Annotated in this window: 20 protein-coding genes and 3 tRNA genes; 11 read left to right on the forward strand and 12 right to left on the reverse strand. The window is 64.7% G+C overall.

The window, feature by feature from the left end; all coding sequences use genetic code 11:
• Window positions 1–514 precede the first annotated feature (514 nt).
• Window positions 515–597: transfer RNA gene (locus tag RY1_RS20010), tRNA-Leu, on the reverse strand.
• A 208-nt stretch (window positions 598–805) separates the two neighbouring features.
• On the opposite strand from RY1_RS20010, the gene RY1_RS20015 reads away from it, so the two are divergent.
• From RY1_RS20015 to pknB, 7 genes are all read left to right on the forward strand, one after another.
• Complete coding sequence (locus RY1_RS20015) at window positions 806–2,263, forward strand: FHA domain-containing protein (RefSeq protein WP_072805782.1); 1,458 nt, start codon at window positions 806–808, stop codon at window positions 2,261–2,263.
• A 170-nt stretch (window positions 2,264–2,433) separates the two neighbouring features.
• Entirely contained in the window at window positions 2,434–2,898 is a 465-nt protein-coding gene (locus RY1_RS20020; protein ID WP_020112263.1) for an FHA domain-containing protein FhaB/FipA, read from the forward strand.
• Complete coding sequence (locus RY1_RS20025) at window positions 2,895–4,337, forward strand: PP2C family protein-serine/threonine phosphatase (protein ID WP_072805783.1); 1,443 nt, start codon at window positions 2,895–2,897, stop codon at window positions 4,335–4,337. Before RY1_RS20020 ends, RY1_RS20025 begins: the two co-directional genes overlap by 4 nt.
• The gene (locus RY1_RS20030; RefSeq protein ID WP_072805784.1) at window positions 4,334–5,791 is read left to right on the forward strand and encodes an FtsW/RodA/SpoVE family cell cycle protein; all 1,458 of its coding nucleotides are present in this window, start codon (window positions 4,334–4,336) and stop codon (window positions 5,789–5,791) included. The genes RY1_RS20025 and RY1_RS20030 overlap by 4 nt, the downstream gene beginning before the upstream one ends.
• Window positions 5,788–7,275, forward strand: coding sequence for a peptidoglycan D,D-transpeptidase FtsI family protein (locus RY1_RS20035; protein WP_072805785.1), 1,488 nt, complete (start codon window positions 5,788–5,790; stop codon window positions 7,273–7,275). The genes RY1_RS20030 and RY1_RS20035 overlap by 4 nt, the downstream gene beginning before the upstream one ends.
• Before the next feature lie 4 nt (window positions 7,276–7,279).
• Window positions 7,280–8,707 carry a serine/threonine-protein kinase gene (locus RY1_RS20040; protein ID WP_072805786.1) on the forward strand — a complete coding sequence of 476 codons (1,428 nt, stop codon included), beginning with the start codon at window positions 7,280–7,282 and terminating at the stop codon, window positions 8,705–8,707.
• Window positions 8,704–10,620: a Stk1 family PASTA domain-containing Ser/Thr kinase gene (pknB, locus tag RY1_RS20045; protein ID WP_072805787.1), complete on the forward strand. Its 1,917-nt coding sequence runs from the start codon at window positions 8,704–8,706 to the stop codon at window positions 10,618–10,620. Before RY1_RS20040 ends, pknB begins: the two co-directional genes overlap by 4 nt.
• Window positions 10,621–10,663: 43 nt before the next feature.
• Here pknB and RY1_RS20050 read toward each other — a convergent pair whose 3' ends face one another.
• Window positions 10,664–11,350: an aminodeoxychorismate/anthranilate synthase component II gene (locus tag RY1_RS20050; protein ID WP_072805788.1), complete on the reverse strand. Its 687-nt coding sequence runs from the start codon at window positions 11,348–11,350 to the stop codon at window positions 10,664–10,666.
• 46 nt (window positions 11,351–11,396) lie between these two features.
• Window positions 11,397–12,155: a DUF881 domain-containing protein gene (locus tag RY1_RS20055; protein ID WP_072805789.1), complete on the reverse strand. Its 759-nt coding sequence runs from the start codon at window positions 12,153–12,155 to the stop codon at window positions 11,397–11,399.
• 194 nt (window positions 12,156–12,349) lie between these two features.
• Here RY1_RS20055 and crgA point away from each other — a divergent pair, with 194 nt between their 5' ends.
• Both crgA and RY1_RS20065 read left to right on the forward strand, forming a co-directional pair.
• Entirely contained in the window at window positions 12,350–12,613 is a 264-nt protein-coding gene (gene crgA, locus RY1_RS20060) for a cell division protein CrgA (RefSeq protein WP_072805790.1), read from the forward strand.
• A gap of 45 nt (window positions 12,614–12,658) precedes the next feature.
• Entirely contained in the window at window positions 12,659–13,141 is a 483-nt protein-coding gene (locus RY1_RS20065) for a PH domain-containing protein (protein ID WP_072805791.1), read from the forward strand.
• 9 nt (window positions 13,142–13,150) lie between these two features.
• On the opposite strand, the gene RY1_RS20070 is transcribed toward RY1_RS20065, so the two are convergent.
• Window positions 13,151–14,050: a rhomboid family intramembrane serine protease gene (locus RY1_RS20070; protein WP_072805792.1), complete on the reverse strand. Its 900-nt coding sequence runs from the start codon at window positions 14,048–14,050 to the stop codon at window positions 13,151–13,153.
• A gap of 31 nt (window positions 14,051–14,081) precedes the next feature.
• Window positions 14,082–14,609 (reverse strand): peptidylprolyl isomerase, encoded by a 528-nt coding sequence (locus RY1_RS20075; protein ID WP_072805793.1) that lies wholly within the window; start codon window positions 14,607–14,609, stop codon window positions 14,082–14,084.
• A gap of 78 nt (window positions 14,610–14,687) precedes the next feature.
• On the opposite strand from RY1_RS20075, the gene RY1_RS20080 reads away from it, so the two are divergent.
• A complete protein-coding gene (locus RY1_RS20080) occupies window positions 14,688–15,080 on the forward strand; it encodes a hypothetical protein (RefSeq protein ID WP_072805794.1) in 393 nt (130 codons plus the stop codon).
• Between the two features lie 59 nt (window positions 15,081–15,139).
• Here the strand turns inward: RY1_RS20080 and RY1_RS20085 are convergent, their stop codons facing one another.
• Window positions 15,140–15,874: an SDR family NAD(P)-dependent oxidoreductase gene (locus tag RY1_RS20085; protein ID WP_072805795.1), complete on the reverse strand. Its 735-nt coding sequence runs from the start codon at window positions 15,872–15,874 to the stop codon at window positions 15,140–15,142.
• A gap of 121 nt (window positions 15,875–15,995) precedes the next feature.
• Here RY1_RS20085 and RY1_RS20090 point away from each other — a divergent pair, with 121 nt between their 5' ends.
• Window positions 15,996–16,574, forward strand: a complete 579-nt coding sequence (locus RY1_RS20090; RefSeq protein WP_072805796.1) for a TetR/AcrR family transcriptional regulator — start codon at window positions 15,996–15,998, stop codon at window positions 16,572–16,574.
• Between the two features lies 1 nt (window position 16,575).
• On the opposite strand, the gene RY1_RS20095 is transcribed toward RY1_RS20090, so the two are convergent.
• From RY1_RS20095 to RY1_RS20115, 6 genes are all read right to left on the reverse strand, one after another.
• Window positions 16,576–18,222, reverse strand: a complete 1,647-nt coding sequence (locus RY1_RS20095) for an alpha/beta hydrolase (RefSeq protein WP_245819785.1) — start codon at window positions 18,220–18,222, stop codon at window positions 16,576–16,578.
• 97 nt (window positions 18,223–18,319) lie between these two features.
• Window positions 18,320–19,318: a GGDEF domain-containing protein gene (locus RY1_RS20100; RefSeq protein WP_072805839.1), complete on the reverse strand. Its 999-nt coding sequence runs from the start codon at window positions 19,316–19,318 to the stop codon at window positions 18,320–18,322.
• A 211-nt stretch (window positions 19,319–19,529) separates the two neighbouring features.
• Window positions 19,530–20,477 carry an acyl-ACP desaturase gene (locus tag RY1_RS20105; RefSeq protein ID WP_072805797.1) on the reverse strand — a complete coding sequence of 316 codons (948 nt, stop codon included), beginning with the start codon at window positions 20,475–20,477 and terminating at the stop codon, window positions 19,530–19,532.
• Window positions 20,478–20,886: 409 nt separating this feature from the next.
• Window positions 20,887–20,959, reverse strand: a tRNA-Ala gene (locus tag RY1_RS20110).
• Window positions 20,960–21,013: 54 nt separating this feature from the next.
• A complete protein-coding gene (locus tag RY1_RS31050) occupies window positions 21,014–21,124 on the reverse strand; it encodes a DLW-39 family protein (RefSeq protein WP_218019826.1) in 111 nt (36 codons plus the stop codon).
• Between the two features lie 30 nt (window positions 21,125–21,154).
• Window positions 21,155–21,228: transfer RNA gene (locus RY1_RS20115), tRNA-Ile, on the reverse strand.
• Window positions 21,229–21,309 lie beyond the last annotated feature (81 nt).

Raw genomic sequence — 21,309 nt, forward strand, 5'->3', positions numbered from 1 at the left:
ACCTCGCAAATAAGGTATACCTATCCAGGCTCCCGACCTGGTGTTTTGCATAATTTCACGCGGCTCATCGCGGCCCCCTGCGCTCGAATCCCATGCGTTTTCATGCCCCCGGGAGACGAAAACTACTCCCTCGAGAGCCTCTTCGTCCCGAGATCCGCTCCCCGAACCGCCATTTCGGTGAATTACACACCTGTGTTTCGCCCTTTCCTCACCAGGCAAACCCCACCCCCACCACACAAACGCACGCGCATTTGCGCGAAAGGTGGGACGCGACCAGGCAAACCCCACCCCCACCACACAAACGCACATGCATTTGCGCGAAGGGTGGGACGCGACCAGGGAAACCCACCCCAGCTACGCAAACGCACGTGCATTTGCGGGAGGGGTGGGTGGGGCGCGAAGTGGGTGGGACGCGGGATTGGGGCGAGGTTGCTGGGGCGCGAGGGCCGGAAAAGACTGAAGGCCCGGAAAAGACTACTGGCCGCAGCGAGTGAATCAGCTGCGGCCAGTGTTGTGGGCGGAGGGGGACTTGAACCCCCACGTCCCTAAGGACACTGGCACCTGAAGCCAGCGCGTCTGCCATTCCGCCACCCGCCCGGGTGACCGGTGAACATTAACATGCACATCGGGCGGCAGAAAAATCGCGTGTGTTCCCGGAGAAAGTTCGACCTCTGCAGAGTGATCGGCAGGATCGGTCGCGCGGCAGCAACGTATATCATGCTTGAACGACGACCTCGAGCCGACACGCGCTCGGCGGTCGACGACGAAACGAGATCAGCATCGAGTTCGGGAGGAGAGGTCACCCATGGGCATAGTCCAACGTTTCGAGCGCAAGTTGCAAGGCGCGGTCGGTGACGCGTTCGCCCGGGTGTTCGGGGGAGGCGTGGTTCCACAGGAGGTGGAGGCAGCGCTGCAGCAGGAGGCGTCCGACCAGGTCCGCCCGCTCGACGGTGGCCACCTACTCGCACCGAACAGTTACGTGATCACCATCAACAGTTCCGATCACGAAGAACTTGCCGCCGACCGTGACCTGACGGTGAAAGCGTTCTCCCGTCACCTCGGCGATTACATCCGCGATCAAGGCTGGCAGACGTACGGCGACGTGGTGGTTCGGTTCGAACCATCGCCCACACTGCACACAGGGCAGTTCCGTGCCAGTGGTTCGGTCGACCCCGATGTGGGACGATCACCGCTTGCGACTGGTAACCCCCCGCGCCCGTCAGCCCCACCGAAGTCGACATCAGGAGCCGGCCCCATGACGCAGAACCCAGGCTACGACCCGCAACGTGAACCGGCTGACGGCTCCCGTCCCGATCCGCGTGCGCGTAACGGATATCCGGCCCCCGGCCAGGACCCGCGCTACGCGCACCAGAACGGCTACGACGTACACGGCCAGGACCAGGGGTATCGCAACGGTGCTCCCTACGCGAACGGCGCGTACCCGGCCGAGACGGCGGCGCCTGCCGACGGCCGTTACGACCCGCAGGCATACAGCCAGGGTCAGGGTTACGACCAGCAGCCGTACGGCCAGCAGGCATACACGGACCAGGGCTACGCGGACCAGGGCTACGACCCACAGGCACCGGGTCAGCAGGCACCGGGTCAGCAGGCTCCAGGCCAGCAGGCGTATTCCGATCAGGCATACGGCCAGCAAGGCTACGACCAACAGGCATACGGGCAGCAGGCGTACGGCCAGCAAGGCTACGACGAGCAGGCGTACGGCCAGCAAAGCTACGACCAACAGCCGTACGACCAGCAGGCATACGGGCAGCAGGCGTACGCCGATCAGGGCTACGACCAGCAGGCGCCCGACCAACAGGCATACGGCCAGCAGGCATACGCCGAGCCGGAGCGTCCTGCCGGATATCAGCAGCCCTCCTACGATTACCCCCCGCAGCCGAATGCCGGTTACCAGCAGGGCGGTTACCAGCAGGGCGGCTACCGCTACGACGAGCCCGCGTACGGCGAGAGCCAGGGCCTGTCGGCGACGTTGCAGTTGGAGGACGGCAGCGGTCGATACTTCCAGCTGCGAGACGGCCAGAACATCATCGGCCGGGGCCAGGACGCACAGTTCCGTCTACCGGACACCGGGGTATCGCGGCGTCACGTGGAGATTCGGTGGGACGGACGCGTTGCGATGCTGTCCGATCTGGGGTCGACCAACGGCACGACGGTCAACGGTGCACCCGTGCAGGACTGGCAGTTGGCCGACGGTGACGTCATCCGGGCCGGACACTCCGAGATCTTGGTCCGCATCGTTTAAACGCGCCCACCAGTATGGTGATCCACACACGCAGCTTCACCCTAGGATGCTGCGTGTGACGACGTGTCCGCACTGAGGCCACATCGGCGGGGACCGATCCGAGAGTCCGTTCCGTACGAATGAAGTGTCCGTGCGAATGAAGTAGATGGTGGCGAAGGAGGTGGACGGCTGTGCAGGGATTGATTCTGCAGCTGACCCGAGCGGGATTTCTACTCTTGCTCTGGTTCTTCGTCTGGGCCGTCCTTCGGACTCTTCGTAGTGATATCTATGCGGCGTCCGGGATGCGGATGCCCGCACGTTATTCGGGTGGTTCGAAAGTTCTCCCGTCGTTCAACAAGCAGAAGGTTGCCAAGAATCTAGTGGTGACGCAGGGCGGTCTCGCCGGCACACGAATTTCCCTCGGCACGCAGCCGGTGCTCATCGGGAGGGCCGACGATTCGACATTGGTGCTGACCGACGATTACGCGTCGACCCGCCATGCTCGTATCTCCCCTCGGGGCGGTGACTGGTACGTCGAGGATCTCGGGTCGACCAACGGCACCTACCTCGACCGGGCAAAGGTGACGACGGCTGTCCGGGTCCCACTGGGTACGCCGGTCCGCGTCGGCAAGACCGTGATCGAGCTGCGCCCGTGACTCTGGTACTCCGCTATGCGGCCCGCAGTGATCGCGGACTGGTCCGTTCCAACAACGAAGACTCGGTCTACGCCGGGGCACGCCTACTCGCGCTCGCCGACGGTATGGGCGGGCATGCGGCAGGCGAGGTCGCGTCGCAGCTGATGATCGCTGCGCTCGCTCATCTCGACGACGACGAGCCGGGCGACGACCTCCTGGGCAAGCTCGAAGCTGCGACTCGCGAGGGCAACGCCTCGATCGCCGATCAGGTCGAGGACGAGCCCGAACTCGACGGCATGGGAACGACGCTTACCGCAATTCTGTTCGCGGGCAAGAAGATCGGACTCGTTCACATCGGTGACTCGCGTGCGTACATGCTGCGCGACGAGAAACTGACACAGATCACCAGGGACGACACCTTCGTCCAGTCGCTCGTGGACGAAGGCCGGATCACCCCGGAACAGGCACACACCCACCCGCAGCGCTCGCTGATCATGCGCGCGTTGACCGGCAACGAGATCGAGCCGACGCTGACCGTCCGCGAAGTGCGCGCGGGCGACCGTTACCTTCTGTGTTCCGACGGCCTGTCCGACGTGGTCAGTGACGAAACCATCGAGAACACGATGAACGAGGGCGACTCGGGCGAATGCGCCGACCGCCTCATCGAACTGGCACTCCGAAGCGGCGGTCCGGACAACGTGACCGTCGTCGTCGCAGACGTCATCGATCTCGACTACGGACAGAGCCACCCGATCCTCGGGGGCGCCGCCAGCACGGAAGAGGAGGAGGACTCCCCTCCCCCGAATACCGCCGCAGGCCGTGCCGCCGCGATCCGGCCGCCGCGCGCGACGCCCAAGCGCGTCACCACACCTCCGCCCGCGCCCGAGAAGAAGTCCCACAAACTCCGATGGACTCTCGTGCTCGTCACGGTCGTCGCGTTGCTCATCGGTGGGGCATTCGTGGCGAAGGCAGCAATCCGGGGCAACTACTACGTCGGTGAGGACACCGGACGGGTTGCCGTGCTGCGCGGTGTCCCCGGATCGATCCTCGGGTACTCGCTGCAATCGGTACATACCGTCGGTTGCCTGGGTTCGGACGGCGACCTGACGCTGATCTCGCCGGACACGATTCCCGCCGACTGCGATGTCTTCGAGATCGACGATCTGGCGCCTGCGGCTCGTGAGCAGGTCCGCGCCGGTCTTCCGTCCGGCAAGCTCGACGATGTGAACGGTCAGATGAAGCGCCTCGCCGCGGGGGATCTGTTGCCGCCGTGCGAGACCACCACCAGCACACCCGTCACGACGACGGCGCCAGCTCCTCCCCCTGCCGTTCCTGCAACCGACGCCCCGCCGCCACCGGCTGCGCCACCCGCGCCGGAAGCACCCGTCACGACGACCGTCGAACCGACACCTTCGGTGCCTCAGGTACCGGGACAGAACTGCAGGGCCGGTACTAGATGAGTTCCAATCCATCTGTGGGGGCGTCCTTTCCGAGTCCACCGGGAGGATTCGCTCCTGCGCCGGTCCAGTCGAACCGGCGCAACATCGAGCTGCTGCTTCTCGCCGGGGCTGTTCTCATCACGACGCTGTCTCTCGTGTTGGTCGAGGCCAGCCAGGAGCAGACCATCACGTGGGATCTCGCCAAGTACGCGTTGGCCTATCTCGCCTTGGTGACGGTCGCACATCTGGCCGTCCGAAGGTTCGCCCCGTACGCCGATCCGTTGCTGCTGCCGATCGTGGCGTTGCTGAACGGGCTCGGGCTGGTGCTGATCCACCGCCTCGACCTCGCCGACCAGCAGGCCGCCGCATATCTGGGTCAGGAGATTCCGTCACCGGATGCCAACCAGCAGGTGCTGTGGACGACTTTGGCGATCGCCGGCTTCATCGCGGTACTCGTTCTGCTCAAGGACTACCGGACGCTGGCTCGCTACAGCTACACCGTCGGACTCGCCGGGTTGGTCCTGCTCGCAATACCTGCGATCCTCCCGTCGGCGTTCTCCGAGGTCAATGGCTCCAAGATCTGGATTCGTCTGCCCGGCTTCAGTCTTCAGCCGGGTGAGTTCGCGAAGATCCTGCTGCTCATCTTCTTCGCGTCGCTGCTGGTGGCCAAACGCGAGTTGTTCACCACCGCGGGCAAACACGTGCTGGGGATGGATTTCCCTCGTGCACGCGATCTCGGTCCGATCCTGCTGGTGTGGATCGTCTCGGTGGGTGTTCTCGTATTCGAGAAAGACCTCGGCACGTCCCTGCTGATCTTCGGGACCGTGCTCGTGATGATCTACATCGCCACCGAACGCGTCGGCTGGCTCATCATCGGTTTCGCTCTGCTGCTGATCGGATTCCTGTTCGCCTACCAGGTCTTCGGCCACGTCAAGATCCGCACCGACACCTGGCTGCACCCGTTCGACGACTACAACGACACCGGCTACCAGATCGTGCAGTCGATGTTCAGTTTCGCGACGGGCGGCCTCGCGGGCACGGGTCTCGGTAGTGGACGTCCGTCGCAGGTTCCGTTCGCGAAGACCGACTTCATCATCGCGACCGTCGGCGAAGAACTGGGTCTCATCGGTCTCGCGGCAGTGTTGATTCTGTACCTCGTGTTCATCATCCGTGGCCTGCGCACCGCACTCGCCGTCCGCGACAGCTTCGGCAAACTCCTCGCCGCAGGACTCGCGTTCACCATCGCGATCCAGCTGTTCGTCGTGGTCGGTGGCGTCACCAAGCTCATCCCGCTCACCGGGCTCACCACGCCGTTCCTGTCCTACGGAGGATCCTCGCTTCTCGCCAACTATCTGCTGCTCGCGCTTCTGATCAAGATTTCCGACGCGGCCCGTGAACCAGCGACGCCCAAGAAGAAGCCGGCTCCGGCCGCGCCGATCGCAGAGGCGCCGACGGAGATGGTGAAGCGCCCGTGAACACTCCGCTCCGGCGTGTGTCCATCGCCGTCATGGTGATGGTCGTCGCCCTCCTCGCCAACGCCACGTACCTCCAGGTCATCAAAGCCGACGATCTGCGCAGTGATCCGCGGAACTCTCGGGTGCTGCTCGACGAGTACTCCCGTCAACGCGGCCAGATCTCCGCGGGCGGTCAGGTACTGGCGGCATCGGTCGCAACGGACGATCGGTACAAGTATCTGCGCACGTACCCACCGAACCCGGTTGCGACGTCGAGCCCCCTCGCCAATGCGCCCGTGACCGGTTTCTACTCGATGCTGTACTCGAGCAGCGGCCTGGAGCGGACCGAGGACCAGGTGCTCAACGGCTCGGACGATCGACTGTTCGGCCGCAGGCTGTTCGACCTCATCTCGGGCCGGGATCCGCGCGGCGGCAACGTCGTCACCACCATCGACCCCGTCGTGCAGCAGGTCGCGTACGACCAGCTCACCTCGCGCGGGTACACCGGATCCGTCGTTGCGATCGAGCCGTCGACCGGCAAGATTCTCGCGATGGTGAGCACCCCGAGCTACGACCCCAATCTGCTGGCGAGTCACGACGGCGAGCAGACGACGGCCGCATGGGACGAGCTCAACGCCGACCCGGGCAAGCCTCTGCTCAACCGGGCGATCTCGGCGACGTACCCTCCCGGCTCGACGTTCAAGGTGCTCGTGACCGCCGCGGCGCTCGAGCACGGTGCAACCCCGGACGACCAACTGACCGCGGCCCCGAACATCACGTTGCCCGGCACCGAGACGACGCTCGAGAACTACAACGGAAGCACGTGCGGCGGCGCTCCGACTGCGTCGCTGCGTGAAGCCTTCGCTCGGTCCTGCAACACGGCGTTCGTCGAGCTGGGCATCAAGACGGGCGCGGACGCGCTCCGTGACACAGCGTCGGCGTTCGGCATCGGAAACGAAGCGACGTCCATTCCGCTCCCGGTCGCCGACAGCACCATCGGCTCGATTCCGGACGACGCCGCACTCGGCCAGTCCAGCATCGGCCAGCGCGATGTTGCTCTGACGCCACTGCAGGACGCGATCATCGCGGCCACCGTGGCCAACGGCGGAGTACGGATGAAGCCGCACATGGTCGCGCAGCTCCAGGCACCCGACCTGTCCAACTTGGCGACGACGACCCCGCAGTCGGAAGGCGAGGCGATCAGCCCGCAGACCGCGGCAACGCTGACCTCGCTGATGGTCGGCGCGGAGAACAACGCCGGATCCGAAGGCAAGATCCCCGGCGTACAGATCGCGTCGAAGACCGGTACCGCCGAGCACGGCACCGACCCGCGCAACACGGCGCCGCACGCGTGGTACATCGGCTTCGCTCCCGCCGACAACCCGAAGATCGCAATTGCCGTTCTCGTCGAGGACGGCGGAGACAGGGCGCTCGCAGCGACCGGTGGCTCGGTTGCCGCTCCGGTCGGTCGCGCGGTCATCGCTGCCGGACTGCAGGGGAGGTAACGGTATGCCATTGAGCAACGGTGCGGTCATCGCACAGCGGTACCGCCTCATTCGGCTCATCGCGACGGGCGGAATGGGTCAGGTCTGGGAGGCGATGGACAATCGCCTCGATCGCCGGGTCGCGGTCAAGGTCCTCAAAGCCGAATTCTCCGAGGATCCGGAGTTCCTGCAGCGCTTCCGTTTCGAAGCTCGAACGACCGCTCAGCTCAACCATCCCGGCATCGCCGGCGTCTACGACTACGGCGAGACTCGCGACGAGGCAGGCGAATCCCTCGCCTACCTCGTGATGGAACTCGTCAACGGCGAGCCACTGAACGCGGTTCTCGGGCGCATCGGACGGCTTCCGCTCGGACACGCCCTCGACATGCTCGAGCAGACCGGTCGCGCACTCCAGATCGCACACTCCGCAGGCGTCGTCCACCGCGACGTCAAACCCGGCAACATCATGATCACCCCTGCCGGTCAGGTGAAGATCACCGACTTCGGCATCGCCAAAGCCGTCGACGCATCCCCGGTCACCAAGACCGGCATGGTCATGGGCACCGCCCAGTACATTGCCCCCGAGCAGGCACTCGGCAGCGAAGCGACCTCGGCGAGCGACGTCTATTCGCTCGGCGCCGTCGGATACGAGGTGCTGTCCGGATCGCGTCCCTTCACCGGTGAAGGGGCACTCACGGTCGCGATGAAGCACGTTCGCGAGATGCCTGCTCCGTTACCGAACGATCTTCCGCCCGGCGTCCGTGAATTGATCGAGATCACCATGGCGAAGGATCCTGCCGCGCGGTATGCGAACGGCGGCGAGTTCGCCGACGCGGTGGCCGCGGTACGCGCAGGTCGTCGCCCGCCTGCTCCGGGTACCGGCCGTGGGCCGGGCACCGGACGCGTGATGATGCCCGGCGTCGTCGCTGCCCCGGACAGCACGCAGATGATGCCGACGTCGCAGAATCAGTACACCGGCCCGACGACGGGGGCAGCAGCACCCGCCGAGCCGGAGAAGACCGGTATGACGTCGGCGCAGAAAGCTCTGGCGTGGGGCGGCGGCGGTCTGTTGCTGCTGGCGGTCATCATCGGCGGATTCGTGCTGTTGAATCGGCAGGACGAGACACCGACGCCGTTCACGCCGCCGACGACGACCTCGCAGCGGCCGACGACCACCACCGTGCCGCCGACCACGACCCCTCAACCGACCACGACGACGGTGCCGCCGACGACAACCGAGGAACCGACGACCACCACCGAGCCGCCGACCACGACCCCCGAACCGACCACGACGACGGTGCCGCCGACAACGACTGCGGCCCCGACCACCACCACCGGTCAGTTCACGATTCCTTCCATCACGTTGCCCACGCTGCCCGGCGCAGGCGACGACGAGGACTCCGGCGAACTCGAGAACCCCTTCCTCAGGCCTGATCGACAAGGACAGCGATGACGACACCCCGCAATCTCTCCTCCCGCTACGAGCTGGGCGAGATTCTCGGCTTCGGTGGTATGTCCGAGGTCCATCTCGCTCGGGACGAACGCCTCGATCGTGATGTAGCGATCAAGGTTCTTCGTGCCGACCTCGCCCGCGATCCGACGTTCTACCTGCGGTTCCGCCGGGAAGCGCAGAACGCCGCCGCCCTCAACCACCCCGCGATCGTCGCCGTCTACGACACCGGTGAAGCCGAAACCGAAGCCGGACCGCTTCCGTTCATCGTCATGGAGTACGTCGACGGCAACACCCTGCGCGACATCGTCCGCGCCGAGGGGCCGATGGCTCCGCGTCGGGCGATGGAGGTCATCGCCGACGTCTGCGCTGCCCTGGACTTCAGCCACCGCAACGGCATCGTTCACCGTGACGTCAAACCCGCGAATGTGATGATCAACAACGCGGGTGCGGTCAAGGTGATGGACTTCGGTATCGCTCGGGCGATCGCCGACAGCTCGAGCCCGATGACGCAGACCGCTGCCGTCATCGGCACCGCGCAGTATCTGTCGCCGGAACAGGCGAGAGGCGAGCAGGTCGATGCACGCTCGGACGTCTACTCGCTCGGTTGTGTGCTGTTCGAGATCCTGACCGGGGAGCCGCCGTTCAAGGGCGACTCACCCGTCGCGGTGGCCTACCAGCACGTCAGGGAAGATCCGCAGCTGCCCTCGCGCGTCAACCCGTCGATCCCCCGTGAGCTCGACTCCATCATCCTCAAGGCGATGGCGAAGAACCCGGCCAACCGGTATCAGACAGCCGCCGAGATGCGTACCGATCTCGTACGCGTACTCGGTGGCCAACGACCGAGCGCGCCGACCGTCATGAACGACGAGGACCGCACCACGATCCTCGGGACCATGGACACGCGACAGCCGCAGACGCACTCCGCCGACACGTCCGCCGCAGCGGCAACCACCCGCCACTCCGACGGTGAGGATCCGCCGAAACGGCGCGGGCTTCGTATCGCACTGCTGGCTCTTGCAGCCGTGGTCGTCGTCGGCATCGTCGGTGCGTTCCTGCTGTCGCTCGGCCCGTCGACGGATCGCGTCACGGTCCCCACCGTCGCGAATCTCGATTCCGCCGAAGCGGTGTCGACCCTGCAGGACCTGGGGCTCCGCGTGAACGTCCAGGACAAGCCCGATCCGACGGTACCGACGGGCAAGGTCATCGGATCACAGCCGGCAGGAGGGACCGAAGTGGATTCGCCGAGCAACGTCAACCTCGACGTCTCCACCGGACCCGAGCAGGTCCAGGTCCCGCAGCTAGGCGGCAAGACGCAGCAGCAGGCCGCGCAAGCACTCTCCGATGTCGGGCTCGAACTCGACGGCACCGTCGGCCGCGCAACATCGACACCGGAGAACCTCGACAAGGTCGTCGAGCAGAACCCGTCGACGGGGGTCGGCATCACCGTCGGATCCGCCGTCCGGGTCACCCTCGGGAGCGGACCGGCGCAGGTCCGCGTGCCGAACGTCGTCGGCCAGCAGATCGAGGTGGCGCAACCCAACGTCGAAGGCGCTGGATTCAAGGTTCGGATCGAAAACATCGACTCGGGTCAGCCGGTCGGCCAGGTCGTCTCGACCACTCCAGCAGGCGGCAGCAACGCCACCGAGGGCGATACCGTCACACTGCAGGTGTCGAACGGAGACAAGATCCCGATGCCGGATCTGCTCGGACTCACCGCCTCGCAGGCCCTCTCTGCCCTCGAGGCCGCCGGATGGACGGGAACGAGCGCCAACATCACCTCGACCACCCAGAGCACCCTCGATCCGACACTCGTGGGCCGCGTCGTCAATCAGGCCGAGCCCGCGGGCTCGGAGATCACCAAGACGCAGAGCTTGAACCTGAGCATCGGAACCTTGGGAATCCCGCCGAGGTAGCTGCCTGTCGAGTGCGTGGTCACCTTCGGCGGTGTCCACGCACTCACAGGGCAGGCGTGGAGCCGGCCGGAGCGACCAACGTGGGTGTCGGAGAGGCCGCACTGGCGACCTGCGCCTCGAGCTGGCGGACCAGCTGGTCGTCGAGCTCGAGCCCGCAGACGGCGAGCCAGTTCGCCAACATCCGGTGTCCTCCCTCGGTGAGGATCGACTCCGGGTGGAACTGAACGCCGTGGATGGGTAGCTCGCGGTGACGCATCGCCATCACCAACCCCGAATCGGTTCGTCCGGTCACTTCGAGCACATCGGGAATGGTCTCCTCCACCACCGTGAGCGAGTGGTAGCGCGTGGCGGTGAACGGCTCGGACAGTCCGGCCAGCACGCCGACTCCGGAGTGATGGACCTTGCTCGTCTTGCCGTGCAGAAGCTCCGGTGCGCGGTCGACGGTCGCACCGAACGCAGCACCGATCGCTTGATGGCCGAGGCACACGCCCAGAACCGGAGTGCCCGACGCGGCAGCCGCCGTCACCAGCTCCATCGTCGCGCCTGCCCGTTGCGGGGTGCCGGGGCCCGGACTGAGCAGGATGCCGTCGAACTCTGCAGCCACGGCGTCACGGTCGGCAAGGCGGTCGTCGTCGTTCCGCCAGACGGTCGCGTCGACTCCCAGCTGACCCAGATACTGCACGAGGTTGAAGACGAAGCTGTCGTAGTTGTCGACGACCAGGATGCGCATGCGCCCAGAATAGGTGAACCGACCTAGTGCGGAACCGGCAAGGCCGTCATCGAGCCGGTTGTGCGAACCGAGTCCGTACCGGGCCGTCGTGACCTGGAACCTCCAGATCGGCCGAGGATGCGGCCCGATAGCCCAGGCCGTAGCGCAGCGCGTACTGCTGGAACACGCGTACACCTGGGTTGTTCGCGAGCGCAGCGTCAAGGCGCGCCGGATCCCCCAACGCCGTGACGACGTACGGCGGGCTGTACGTGCGACCACCCAACAGCAGCGTGTTCCCGATGCATCGCGGAGCCACTTCGCTGACGATGCGCTGGTCCTGCATCGCGATCGCCGACGCGCCGCCGGTCCACAGGGCGTTCAGCACACTCTGGACGTCCTGCTGATGCACCACGAGGTCGTCCGGAGATGCGTCGGAGGCGTATCTGCCGTCCGCGGCGCGAGGTGCGTCGGTCAACGTGACCACGACGCCCGGTCCTGACTCCGGGTTCAGTCCGGCAGCGCCGTTCAACGCCTCCGACCGGGCAAGCGTCGTTCCCACGTCGGCGTCGCCCGATGCTGCTTGTCTCTGCAGCTCCTCGAGTTGCAGAGACAGGTTCTCCCGGTCGGTTTCGGCCTCTTCGGTGCTGGTCTGCGCGCTTCTGACCAGATCGGACAACCGCGTGGTATCCGATCTGCGGATCTCGTTGCCCGCGGACATGTGCCGCGTAGTGGCCAGGAGCAGCCCGACGACGATGCAGACCACGAGCACGAGGATCTGCCAGCCGTGGTCGGCCAGAGGGGTTCGATGTCGGTGGCGCTCGGTCATGACCTCGTCCGGTGCTCTCGCGTGCGATTCTCCTGCGCTAGCGTGTACTGGGCGAGTATCGGATGGATACGACACCCGCCCCGAAAGCAGACGCTACCCGCTCGGTCCGTACCGGTTTGTCCACAGCCTGTGCCTGAGGTAGTCCACATGTGTGGATTACCGCGATCGAGCAACGACGACGAAGAGGTTCGAAGATGCCCAAATCGAAGGTTCGTAAGAAGAAGGACTACACGATCGCGCCTGGCGCCCACACTCCCGGGGTTGTGAAAGCAGGCCCGTCGAGCACGCTCTATGTGTCGGTGATGCTGGGATTCATGCTGGTAGGGCTCCTGTGGTTGCTGGTGTACTACTTGGCTGCCGATGACCTTGCATGGATGAACGGCCTCGGTGCGTGGAACTTCCTGATCGGTTTCGGATTCATGGTCGTCGGTCTCGTGATGACCATGAAATGGCGATGACAACGCCTCTCGTGGCTCTACTTACACACGTGTCATTCATCCCCAATGTGGATAACTCCTGTGGATAACTCGGCAGACTATCCACAGGATGTGCACAAGACCTCGTGGGCGACTCCGACCGTCGCTGTGGTCGCGCTCACAATCGGCGGATTGGTGCTGGTCGTGGCCTCGTTCTTCACCGGCACCGATCCCGCGGGCCGATTTCTCGTATCGCTGGCGGCCATCGGCCTGTGGATAATCGCCGGTTTGGCGGCATGGCAACGCCCAAGGCTGTGGATAGACGGCGAGTCTCTGTCGATGAAGCGTCTCTCGGGAGTGAAGACCTACCGCCGCGACGAGATCACCCGCGTGAAACTGGTCCGCTATCCGCGTTTGGGTCGACGAGTCCCGATGCTGGAATTGGATCTGCAGCGATCCGGCGAAGACGACGACCGACTCGTCATCCTCGGGCGGTGGGATCTGGGCACCGACCCCAGGGATGTGTACGACGCCCTCGAGCGTCACGGCCTGGTGCCGCCGGAGCGCTGAATGTCGGGGTCAGAGTCCGAGCTGAGCACGTAGGTCGAGCACCCGCACCGCGATGATCGCCAGTGCGAGGGCGGCAACGCCTGCGACGGCGATCCAGCCGACCCACGGTGAACGCGTCCGGCTGGGCAGAAAAACAATGGCGGCGGACGCGGCAGCGCCTGCGACGAGCCCGCCCATGTGGCCCCACAGCGAGATACTGGGTACCGAGACACTGATGACGATGTTCAGGCCGATCACGGCCAGCACGGGCGTCGGGCTGCGTTTGAGTTTCAGCAGAATGACCGCCTGCGCGCCGAGCAGGCCGAAGATCGCGCCCGATGCGCCGACGGTGACGGCCCCCGGTGCCTCCAGAACCATGACCGATGCGCTGCCGCCGAGAAGCGAGACCACGTACACCGCGATGTAGCGGGATCTGCCGAGAACAGCTTCGAGGTCTCTACCGATGATGTACAGCGCGAACATGTTCACGAGCAGGTGTATCGGTCCCGAATGCAGGAAACCGCTACCGATCAGCCGCTCGACGTCACCTGTCGCGACCGCAGGTGGGTACAGCGCCCACTGTTGGAAGAGGCCGGAACCGCTGGTGTTTCCCATCACCGAACGCGATTGCACGGCCGTCACCGCGAAGGCGAGGACGTTCAGTCCCATGATGATGTAGGTGACCAACCCGTACGACGACGCAGCGGGAGCGCCGACGACCGTACGAACGGGCATGACGGACGCATTCGCGGCCTGAATGCAGTCGACACAGTGCTGACCGACCGCCGCGGGCCGCAAGCACTCCGGGCACGACGGCCTTCCGCAGCGCGAGCACGCAAGACCTGTAGGGCGGTCGGGGTGCCGAATGCACCGCGACTGAGGTGGGGTGGGCTGATCGCCAGGCGCGCCACCCCAGCCGGGGTTCGTCATGATGAAGAAGAGTCCTTCTGTGCGAAAAAGGTCAGGCGATCGTGATGTTGTCGATGACGACCTCGTCCACCGGGCGGTCACCGCGACCGACAGCCGTACCGGAGATCGCGTCGACGACCTTCTTGGATGCCTCGTCGGTCACCTCACCGAAGATGGTGTGCTTGCGGTTCAGGTGCGGGGTCTTGGTGGTGGTGATGAAGAACTGTGAACCGTTGGTTCCCGGTCCGGCATTCGCCATCGCCAGCAGGTAGGGGCGGTCGAACGAAAGTTCCGGGTGGAACTCGTCGCCGAACTTGTAGCCCGGTCCGCCGGTGCCGGTGCCCGTGGGGTCGCCGCCTTGGATCATGAACCCGTCGATGACGCGGTGGAAGACGGCGCCGTCGTAGAACGGTCCGGTCTTCTCGCCCGACGCGTTGGCGGTGGTGTATTCCTTCGAGCCGTCGGCGAGGCCGACGAAGTTCTCGACCGTCTTCGGCGCGTGGTTGCCGAACAGCTCGATGACGATGTCGCCGCGGTTGGTGTGCAGTGTTGCCGTGGATGTCTTGTTTGGTGAAGTCACACCACCATCGTGCCATTGTCGTGTCGCTGTGGGGTCGGCTGCCGGTGGTTCGCGGCATCTTTGTGGAACAGTGGAGACATGACCAGCACATCGAAGTCGACTCGGATCCGCGACGTCGCCGTCGGCACGGGTGGGGATCTGCTGAAGGCAGCGAAGATCCTCGGCACCGGAACAGCAGGCGTCAGCGCGACGCTTGCTACGCGCGGCTACACCCTCACCCGACGCGAAATCGAGCGCAGGAAGGTCCGCAGGGCCGCTCCCGCTCGTCGTTCCGCTTCGCGAGTGTCCCCGCGGACCAGACGACTCGTAGTTTTCGGAACACTGTTCGGGGTTGCTGCCGGCATAGCGGCGCTCGCTGCGAAACGGCGACGCGTCGTCGAGCCACCCGCCGATGCACCGCCGAGCCTGGCCGACTACGCGCAGGCGTCGACGTCGTCGAACGGCCAGTCTGCCGCTGTCCACAAAGCCTGACGGTAAGGCCGACGGACTGGCTCACGGCAGCACGGTCGAGCGGTACGTCGCCGGCGTGATCAGATGACCGTGGCACCGCCGTCGGCTACCAGTTCCATGCCGTTGACGTAGCTCGAGTCGTCCGAGGCGAGGAACAACGCGACCGACGCGATCTCCTCGGGTCGGCCCATCGCGCGCCGCGGGATCACGGATTCGAACTGAGCCTTCATCTCGTCGGTCATGACCTCTTCCATCATCGGCGAGGAGACCTGGCCGGGGGTCAGCACGTTGACTCGAATCCTCCTGTCCCGCAACTCCGCAACCCACACTCGTGCGAAGGCGGGCAATACGGCCTTGCTCGCCGCGTACACGCTCCAATCGGGGAAGCCTCGAAGTGAGGCGTTGGACCCGGTCATGAAGATCGAACCGCCATCGTTGAACAGCGGCAGCGCCTTCTGGACGGTGAACAGCGTGCCGCGGGCGTTCAGCGAGAAGGCAGCGTCGAAGTGCTCCTCGGTGATCTCACCGAGCTTGCTCTGCGCGCCCACCCCCGCACTGGCCCACAGCACGTCGATCGCACCCTTCTGCTGCTCGACCGTCGCGAACAGGCGATCGAGATCGTCGAGGTTCGCCGCGTCGCCGAGCACGCCCGTGACGTTTCGACCGATGTGCTGCACAGCGTCGTCGAGCGCGTCCTGTCGCCTGCCCGTGATGAAGACGTACGCGCCTTCTTGGGCAAACAACTTCGCACCAGCGAGGGCCATCCCGCTGGTCGCCCCAGTGATGACTGCAACTTTGCCGTCTAGCTTTCCCACGATTACTCCATTCGTTCGGCACCGATGCTAAGTACACCGATCAGGGTGCTTAACGTATCCGTCATCGGCGTCGAGCGCAAGCTATGTACACCGATCCGTACCAACGGGTTATGCTTGGCCGATGACGGAGTTGGAGAAGGGGCCGCAAGGCCTGCGCCGCGGCAGGGGCGCCCGGGAACGGATACTCAGCGCTTCACACCAGCTGTTCCGTGATCAAGGCATCAACAGCACCGGTCTCGACCAACTCTGCACGGTGGCCCAGGTGTCCAAACGCACCTTCTATCAGCACTTTCCTGGCAAAGACGAGCTCATTGCGGAGCACCTGCGCCGCTTCGATCCCGACATCGCGCCCGAGGTATTCGACCGCACCGACCTCACGGCCCGCGAACGGCTCCTCGCGGTCTTCGACCTCCACTCGCCGCTGTGCCCGTTCATCGCGGCGTCCGTCGAGATCAGTGACCCGAGCCACCCCGCCCGCGTGCAGGCCCGTGACTACAAGAGAGCCTTTGCAGCGCGGCTCGCCGACACCGCCCGTGAGGCCGGCGCCACCGAGCCCGAACAGCTCGGCGAACAATTGGCGCTGCTCCTGGACGGCGTGTCGGCCCGCAACCGAGTCCTCGACACCGACACCTTCGCCACCGCCGCCACCATCGCGGCCGTCCTCGTCGAGAGCGCCATCACGCCGCACCATCGTGATTGACCTAGCCGACCTCGTTACCGCGTCCCGCGACGACCAGTGCGACAGCGTGCTGTGAGGTCGTGCCGTCGGTGAAGTACTGGCTGTGCCGATTCGACGCGTCCAGATCACCCTCGGCCCCGGTCGGCAGTGTCCGAACTCCGTCCAAGGAATTGGGGTCCGCCCCGAACGCGCCCAGGTCTGCGACGATGTCGTCCGCCGCCTCACCGACGAAGAGATGTCCGGGCGGCACCGACAACTCGTGCACCGTTCCGACACCGAGCCCCGGCGAGCCCACGACCACCATGTCGTCCACTCCGGCGCTCTCGGCGCCGCGCACTGCGTGAGCGGCAGTCAACGAACCGTACGAGTGCCCGACCAACGACAGATGTGGATCGCTCCGACGCGACGCGTCGAGGCCGTCGAGGAACGTTCGAAGCCTCGCGGCGCCGACCACTGCCGCCGTTGCCCCGGCGACGGAACGGTTCGGGTCGAGCACACTCCAGCCCGTGTGCGGCGCCTCGTAGTTCATCCACGTCACGCACGCGACGGTGTCCGGCGGCGATACTGCGTCCTCCGCAACAGCTTCGAGTGATTCCATGTCCCCGTCGTATCTTCCGATGTCGCCTTCGACGTCGGAGCCGAGTCCAGGAACGAACACTGCCACATGTGTTGCCGTGTCGACGTTTCCGACCGCGATTGCCGCCAGAGTGTCCTCGCCGCTCGAGTTGTCCAGAACCAACAGTTGCCGGTTGCCCAGTGCCAGCGTCTCCGACACCGCATCGAGCGCCTTCAGGCGTTTCTCCGTCTGTTCCAGACCTACGTCCGCATTGTCGAAGAGACCACCGAACACGTTGTGGTCCAGTCTTTTTCGAAGGTCGTCCGCAACCTCCCGAAGTCGTGTCCGCTCGAGGGTGAGCATCCGCCGATTGGCGGCATCGCGCACGCCCGCTGGAATACCGTCGAGGTTGCCGATCCTCCCCGGATCCCGGACCAGTAAGGCCGTCCGGTCGGCGGGGGTCGAGGATTCCCAGAACGCAGCATTCGACGCCGGACTCTGCTCCGATACGTCGAGAGAGGCGATCGTCCCAGCACCCGTGGTTTCAGTGCTTGTGGTCCCAGCGCTTATGGTCCCGGCGCCGGCCTGGGCGGCGCGCAGTTCACTCGCGATGCGATCGTCGAGTTCGGTTGCCCTTCTTATTGATTCGGTCACTCGGGCTTGTATCTCACGTCGGTGGCGCAGACGATCACGGCCGATGGACCATGCGTCCGCCGCGGCCGCCGTATACACCGGGAGAGCATCCACGACGGTGCCGTCCGGTTCGACGTCCATGGTGTGCTCGGTCGCGTCGGCTGTGCATCGGCGAACCGTACTCACGAGCGGGTACATCGAGGTCGACGCCTCCTCCACACATCGACCCACGGTGAGGAGCACCTGTGCGCGGTTAACGAGGTCGCCCCGGATCGAGAGGACAGCCGAGCGGGCGGCATCGGCAGCAGGCCCGTGCCAGTCGAGTTGCTCGAGCAACCGGGCCGATTCATCGGCGTGATCGGTCAGCGCACTCGCCGAATCCTTCACTCGCTGGGCCAGGACGGAGACCTCCGCCGGATTCCAACTCCGAACATCTTCCCAGGACACCGTCATGTCGCCGCCTCGTGTTGTTCCCGCCATCGATCGAATGATCGATCCACACGAGAATTCAACATCGCATTTCGAACATGCCCCGAAATTCATCCCCAGGCTGTGGATGAATTCTGTGGATGACGCGTCAGCGCGCGATTCGCCACTCCGATTCGTCTGTGTCGGAGGCGTCGGGGAGGGACGGCTTCTGCGAGGCAGGCCGACTCCGTTTGGCGCGGTAGAGATCCGCGTCGGCTGCTCGATAGATATCGATCCACCGCCTCGCGGCGGGCATGCACACCAGTCCGACACTCCATTCGGCGCGGTGAGCTCGACGGAGCTTGTCGATGATCTGCCAAGCTTCGGCCTCGAGTACACCGGGCATGAACAGTACGAATTCGTCGCCGCCGAGTCTGCCGAGTACATCTCTGCGGCTCAGTTCTGCTTTCCATGCCTTCGACACCCGGGAGAGCAGAACGTCACCTGCGATGTGGCCGTACTCGTCGTTGATCTGCTTGAAGTTGTCGAGATCGAGGACTGCGACGCTGACGGACAGGCCTCTGGTGGCACACGTGGGCAGCATCTTCTCGACCTTCGATTCGAAGCCGAAACGGTTCAGAAGTCCGGTGAGTGCGTCGTGCGTCGCCGAGAACCGCATCCGCCGAGCGAAGGCCCCGAACACCTCGGTGGCTCCGACGATGCCGAGCGCGATCAGGACATAGCTGACGAACGATGATTCGTACGGCCCGGCCGCTGCACCTGCGACAGACGCAAAAGCAAGGACTGCAACCCATATCCCTGCATTGCGTTCCGACCAGAATGCCCCGATGTGCATGCCCAGGAACATCGCGGCTTGCACACAGATCAGAAAGGCCGGCAGCGTCGCACTCGCGGAGAAGGACAGCGACAGCGCGACGATGGCCAGAAAGGTAACGATTCCGATGATTCGTTGGGGACTCGGGGGACGTGATCTGGTCAGTACGACGATCGCGACGACACCGCACAGCAGCGACATCACCACCGCGGTGCGTCCCCAGAGGCCTTGGGTACCCCATGACGAGCTGCCCCCGGCTGCGTAGAGCATGGTCGTCGCGGCGACGAAGACCAACAACGTCACCCCGGACTCGTCGAGCTTCGGTCTCATCATGAGCCGCGCACCCCGGCAGAGATGGACGTGCGGGCAGATGTGCGCATCGTCGAACTCGGCATTGCCCACCTCCCCACGAACACCAACGCTCGGAGAACACCCCACTCAGGCAGGCACATGCAGAGAATGCACTACCCCTATCTCGTGCGGGACTTTAACACTTTCTGCCGACATTCGATCACGCGCGCAGTGGGGAGGGTGACCGATCGGCTCAGGAGGCGATCTCGCCGCGTGCTGCCTGCCTGGCGAGAAGGCGATCCCGCGACTCCTCGAACCGTGTTGCCTTGACGCCGAGCTCGTCCACGAATGCGGCAAGACGATCGCGGTCCCGCTCGCCTTCACCGGAGAAATCGTTGCGCTCGAAGATGCGCCACTTGCGCAGAACGGGCATCAGTACCTCGTCGAGGTGTTGACGGAGGTCGTAGATTCCGTACTTGGCAAGGGTCATGGCATGTTTGCGAAAGTTCGGCATGTTCAGGCCTGGCATCGCGAAGTCCGTCGCGACGTCGGCGATTGCCTTGATCGTCTGGTCGGGTGTCAGGTCCAGGGCCGCGGCACCGAGATTGCGATAGAAGATCATGTGCAGGTTCTCGTCGGCTGCGATACGCGCCAGCATGCGGTCCGCAACCTCGTCCCCACACGCCAGACCGGTGTTGCGATGGGAAACCCGGGTGGCCAGTTCCTGCAATGTCACGTAGGCGACCGAGTGGAGAAAGTTCGCCCCGTCCATCGGAGCGTCGACGCCTGTGGTCATGTGCTGCATCCTGGCCCGCTCGAGTTCGACCGGGTCCACCGCGCGAGTGACGACCAGATAGTCCCTCATGACGATTCCGTGGCGGTTCTCCTCCGCCGTCCAGCGGCCAACCCAGGTCCCCCACGCACCGTCGAGTGAGAAATTGTCGGCAAGCCCACGGTGATACGACGGCAGATTGTCCTCGGTCAGCAGGTTCGTGATCATGGCGGTGCGCGCGAGGTCCGACAACGACGACTGCGATTCGTCCCAGTCGTCTCCACCCATTGCCGCGAAGTTCCGACCCTCGTCCCAGGGGATGTAGTCGTGTGGATGCCACTCCTTCGCCATCGAAAGGTGGCGATTGAGATTGTCTTCCATCGTTTCTTCGAGCTCGGTGAGAAGTTCGGTGTGATCGAGAGCACGCATTGTTGCTGATCCTGTCCACGAGTGGATGGGGCGGGAGTGGAGCCTGCGGAATGACCCAGGGTGGCGGGAGTGGAGCCTGCGGAACGACCCTTGTAGCGGGAGTGGAGCCTGCGGAACGACCCAAGGTGTGGGGAGAGTGGAGCCTGCGGGCGGCCCGGCGGAGGTGGCGGCTTCGGATGGCGTGGTTCGGACGCACCCCCCTGCGGTGCGTTCGAACCACGAGCCCGTCGTCGAACCTCGTACTTACCGAACGGTAGGGGGTCGAGGCGACTTCTGCGGCAGCTCCGGCAGATCTCTGGAGATGTACCCACTGGTGCTTGGGTGTGTTGGCACCCGTCACAGCAGCGTGACCGCGGTGACCGGACAAAAAAAGACGCCCAGCCGGTGAGGGCTGGGCGTCTTTTCTGGGTGGAGCCTAGGAGATTCGAACTCCTGACATCTGCCTTGCAAAGGCAGCGCTCTACCAACTGAGCTAAGGCCCCGGGGTGGTGCTGAACAAGCGAACAACAGCGTACACGCTTGTTACCAGCGGACGATCAGGCGGTCGTTACCTCGTGCCAGACCCCGTCTCCAGAGCGTATGGAACGCACTTTCGACACTGCCACGAGGATCGTTACCACCGCTCCGACAAGGACGAGAATCTTCACAGAAACTCACCCTCTTCGTCTCGCTCGGTGTGGGCCTAGGAGGACTTGAACCTCCGACCTCTTCCTTATCAGGGAAGCGCTCTAACCGCCTGAGCTATAGGCCCGCGAACCTCGGAAACGGAAAGATTTTCTCTTCCCGAACCGAGGAGTGAGGTTACCGTATCGAACCGCTGTACTCCAAAACG

Source organism: Rhodococcus yunnanensis NBRC 103083, from assembly GCF_001895005.1.
Classification (GTDB): domain Bacteria; phylum Actinomycetota; class Actinomycetes; order Mycobacteriales; family Mycobacteriaceae; genus Rhodococcoides; species Rhodococcoides yunnanense.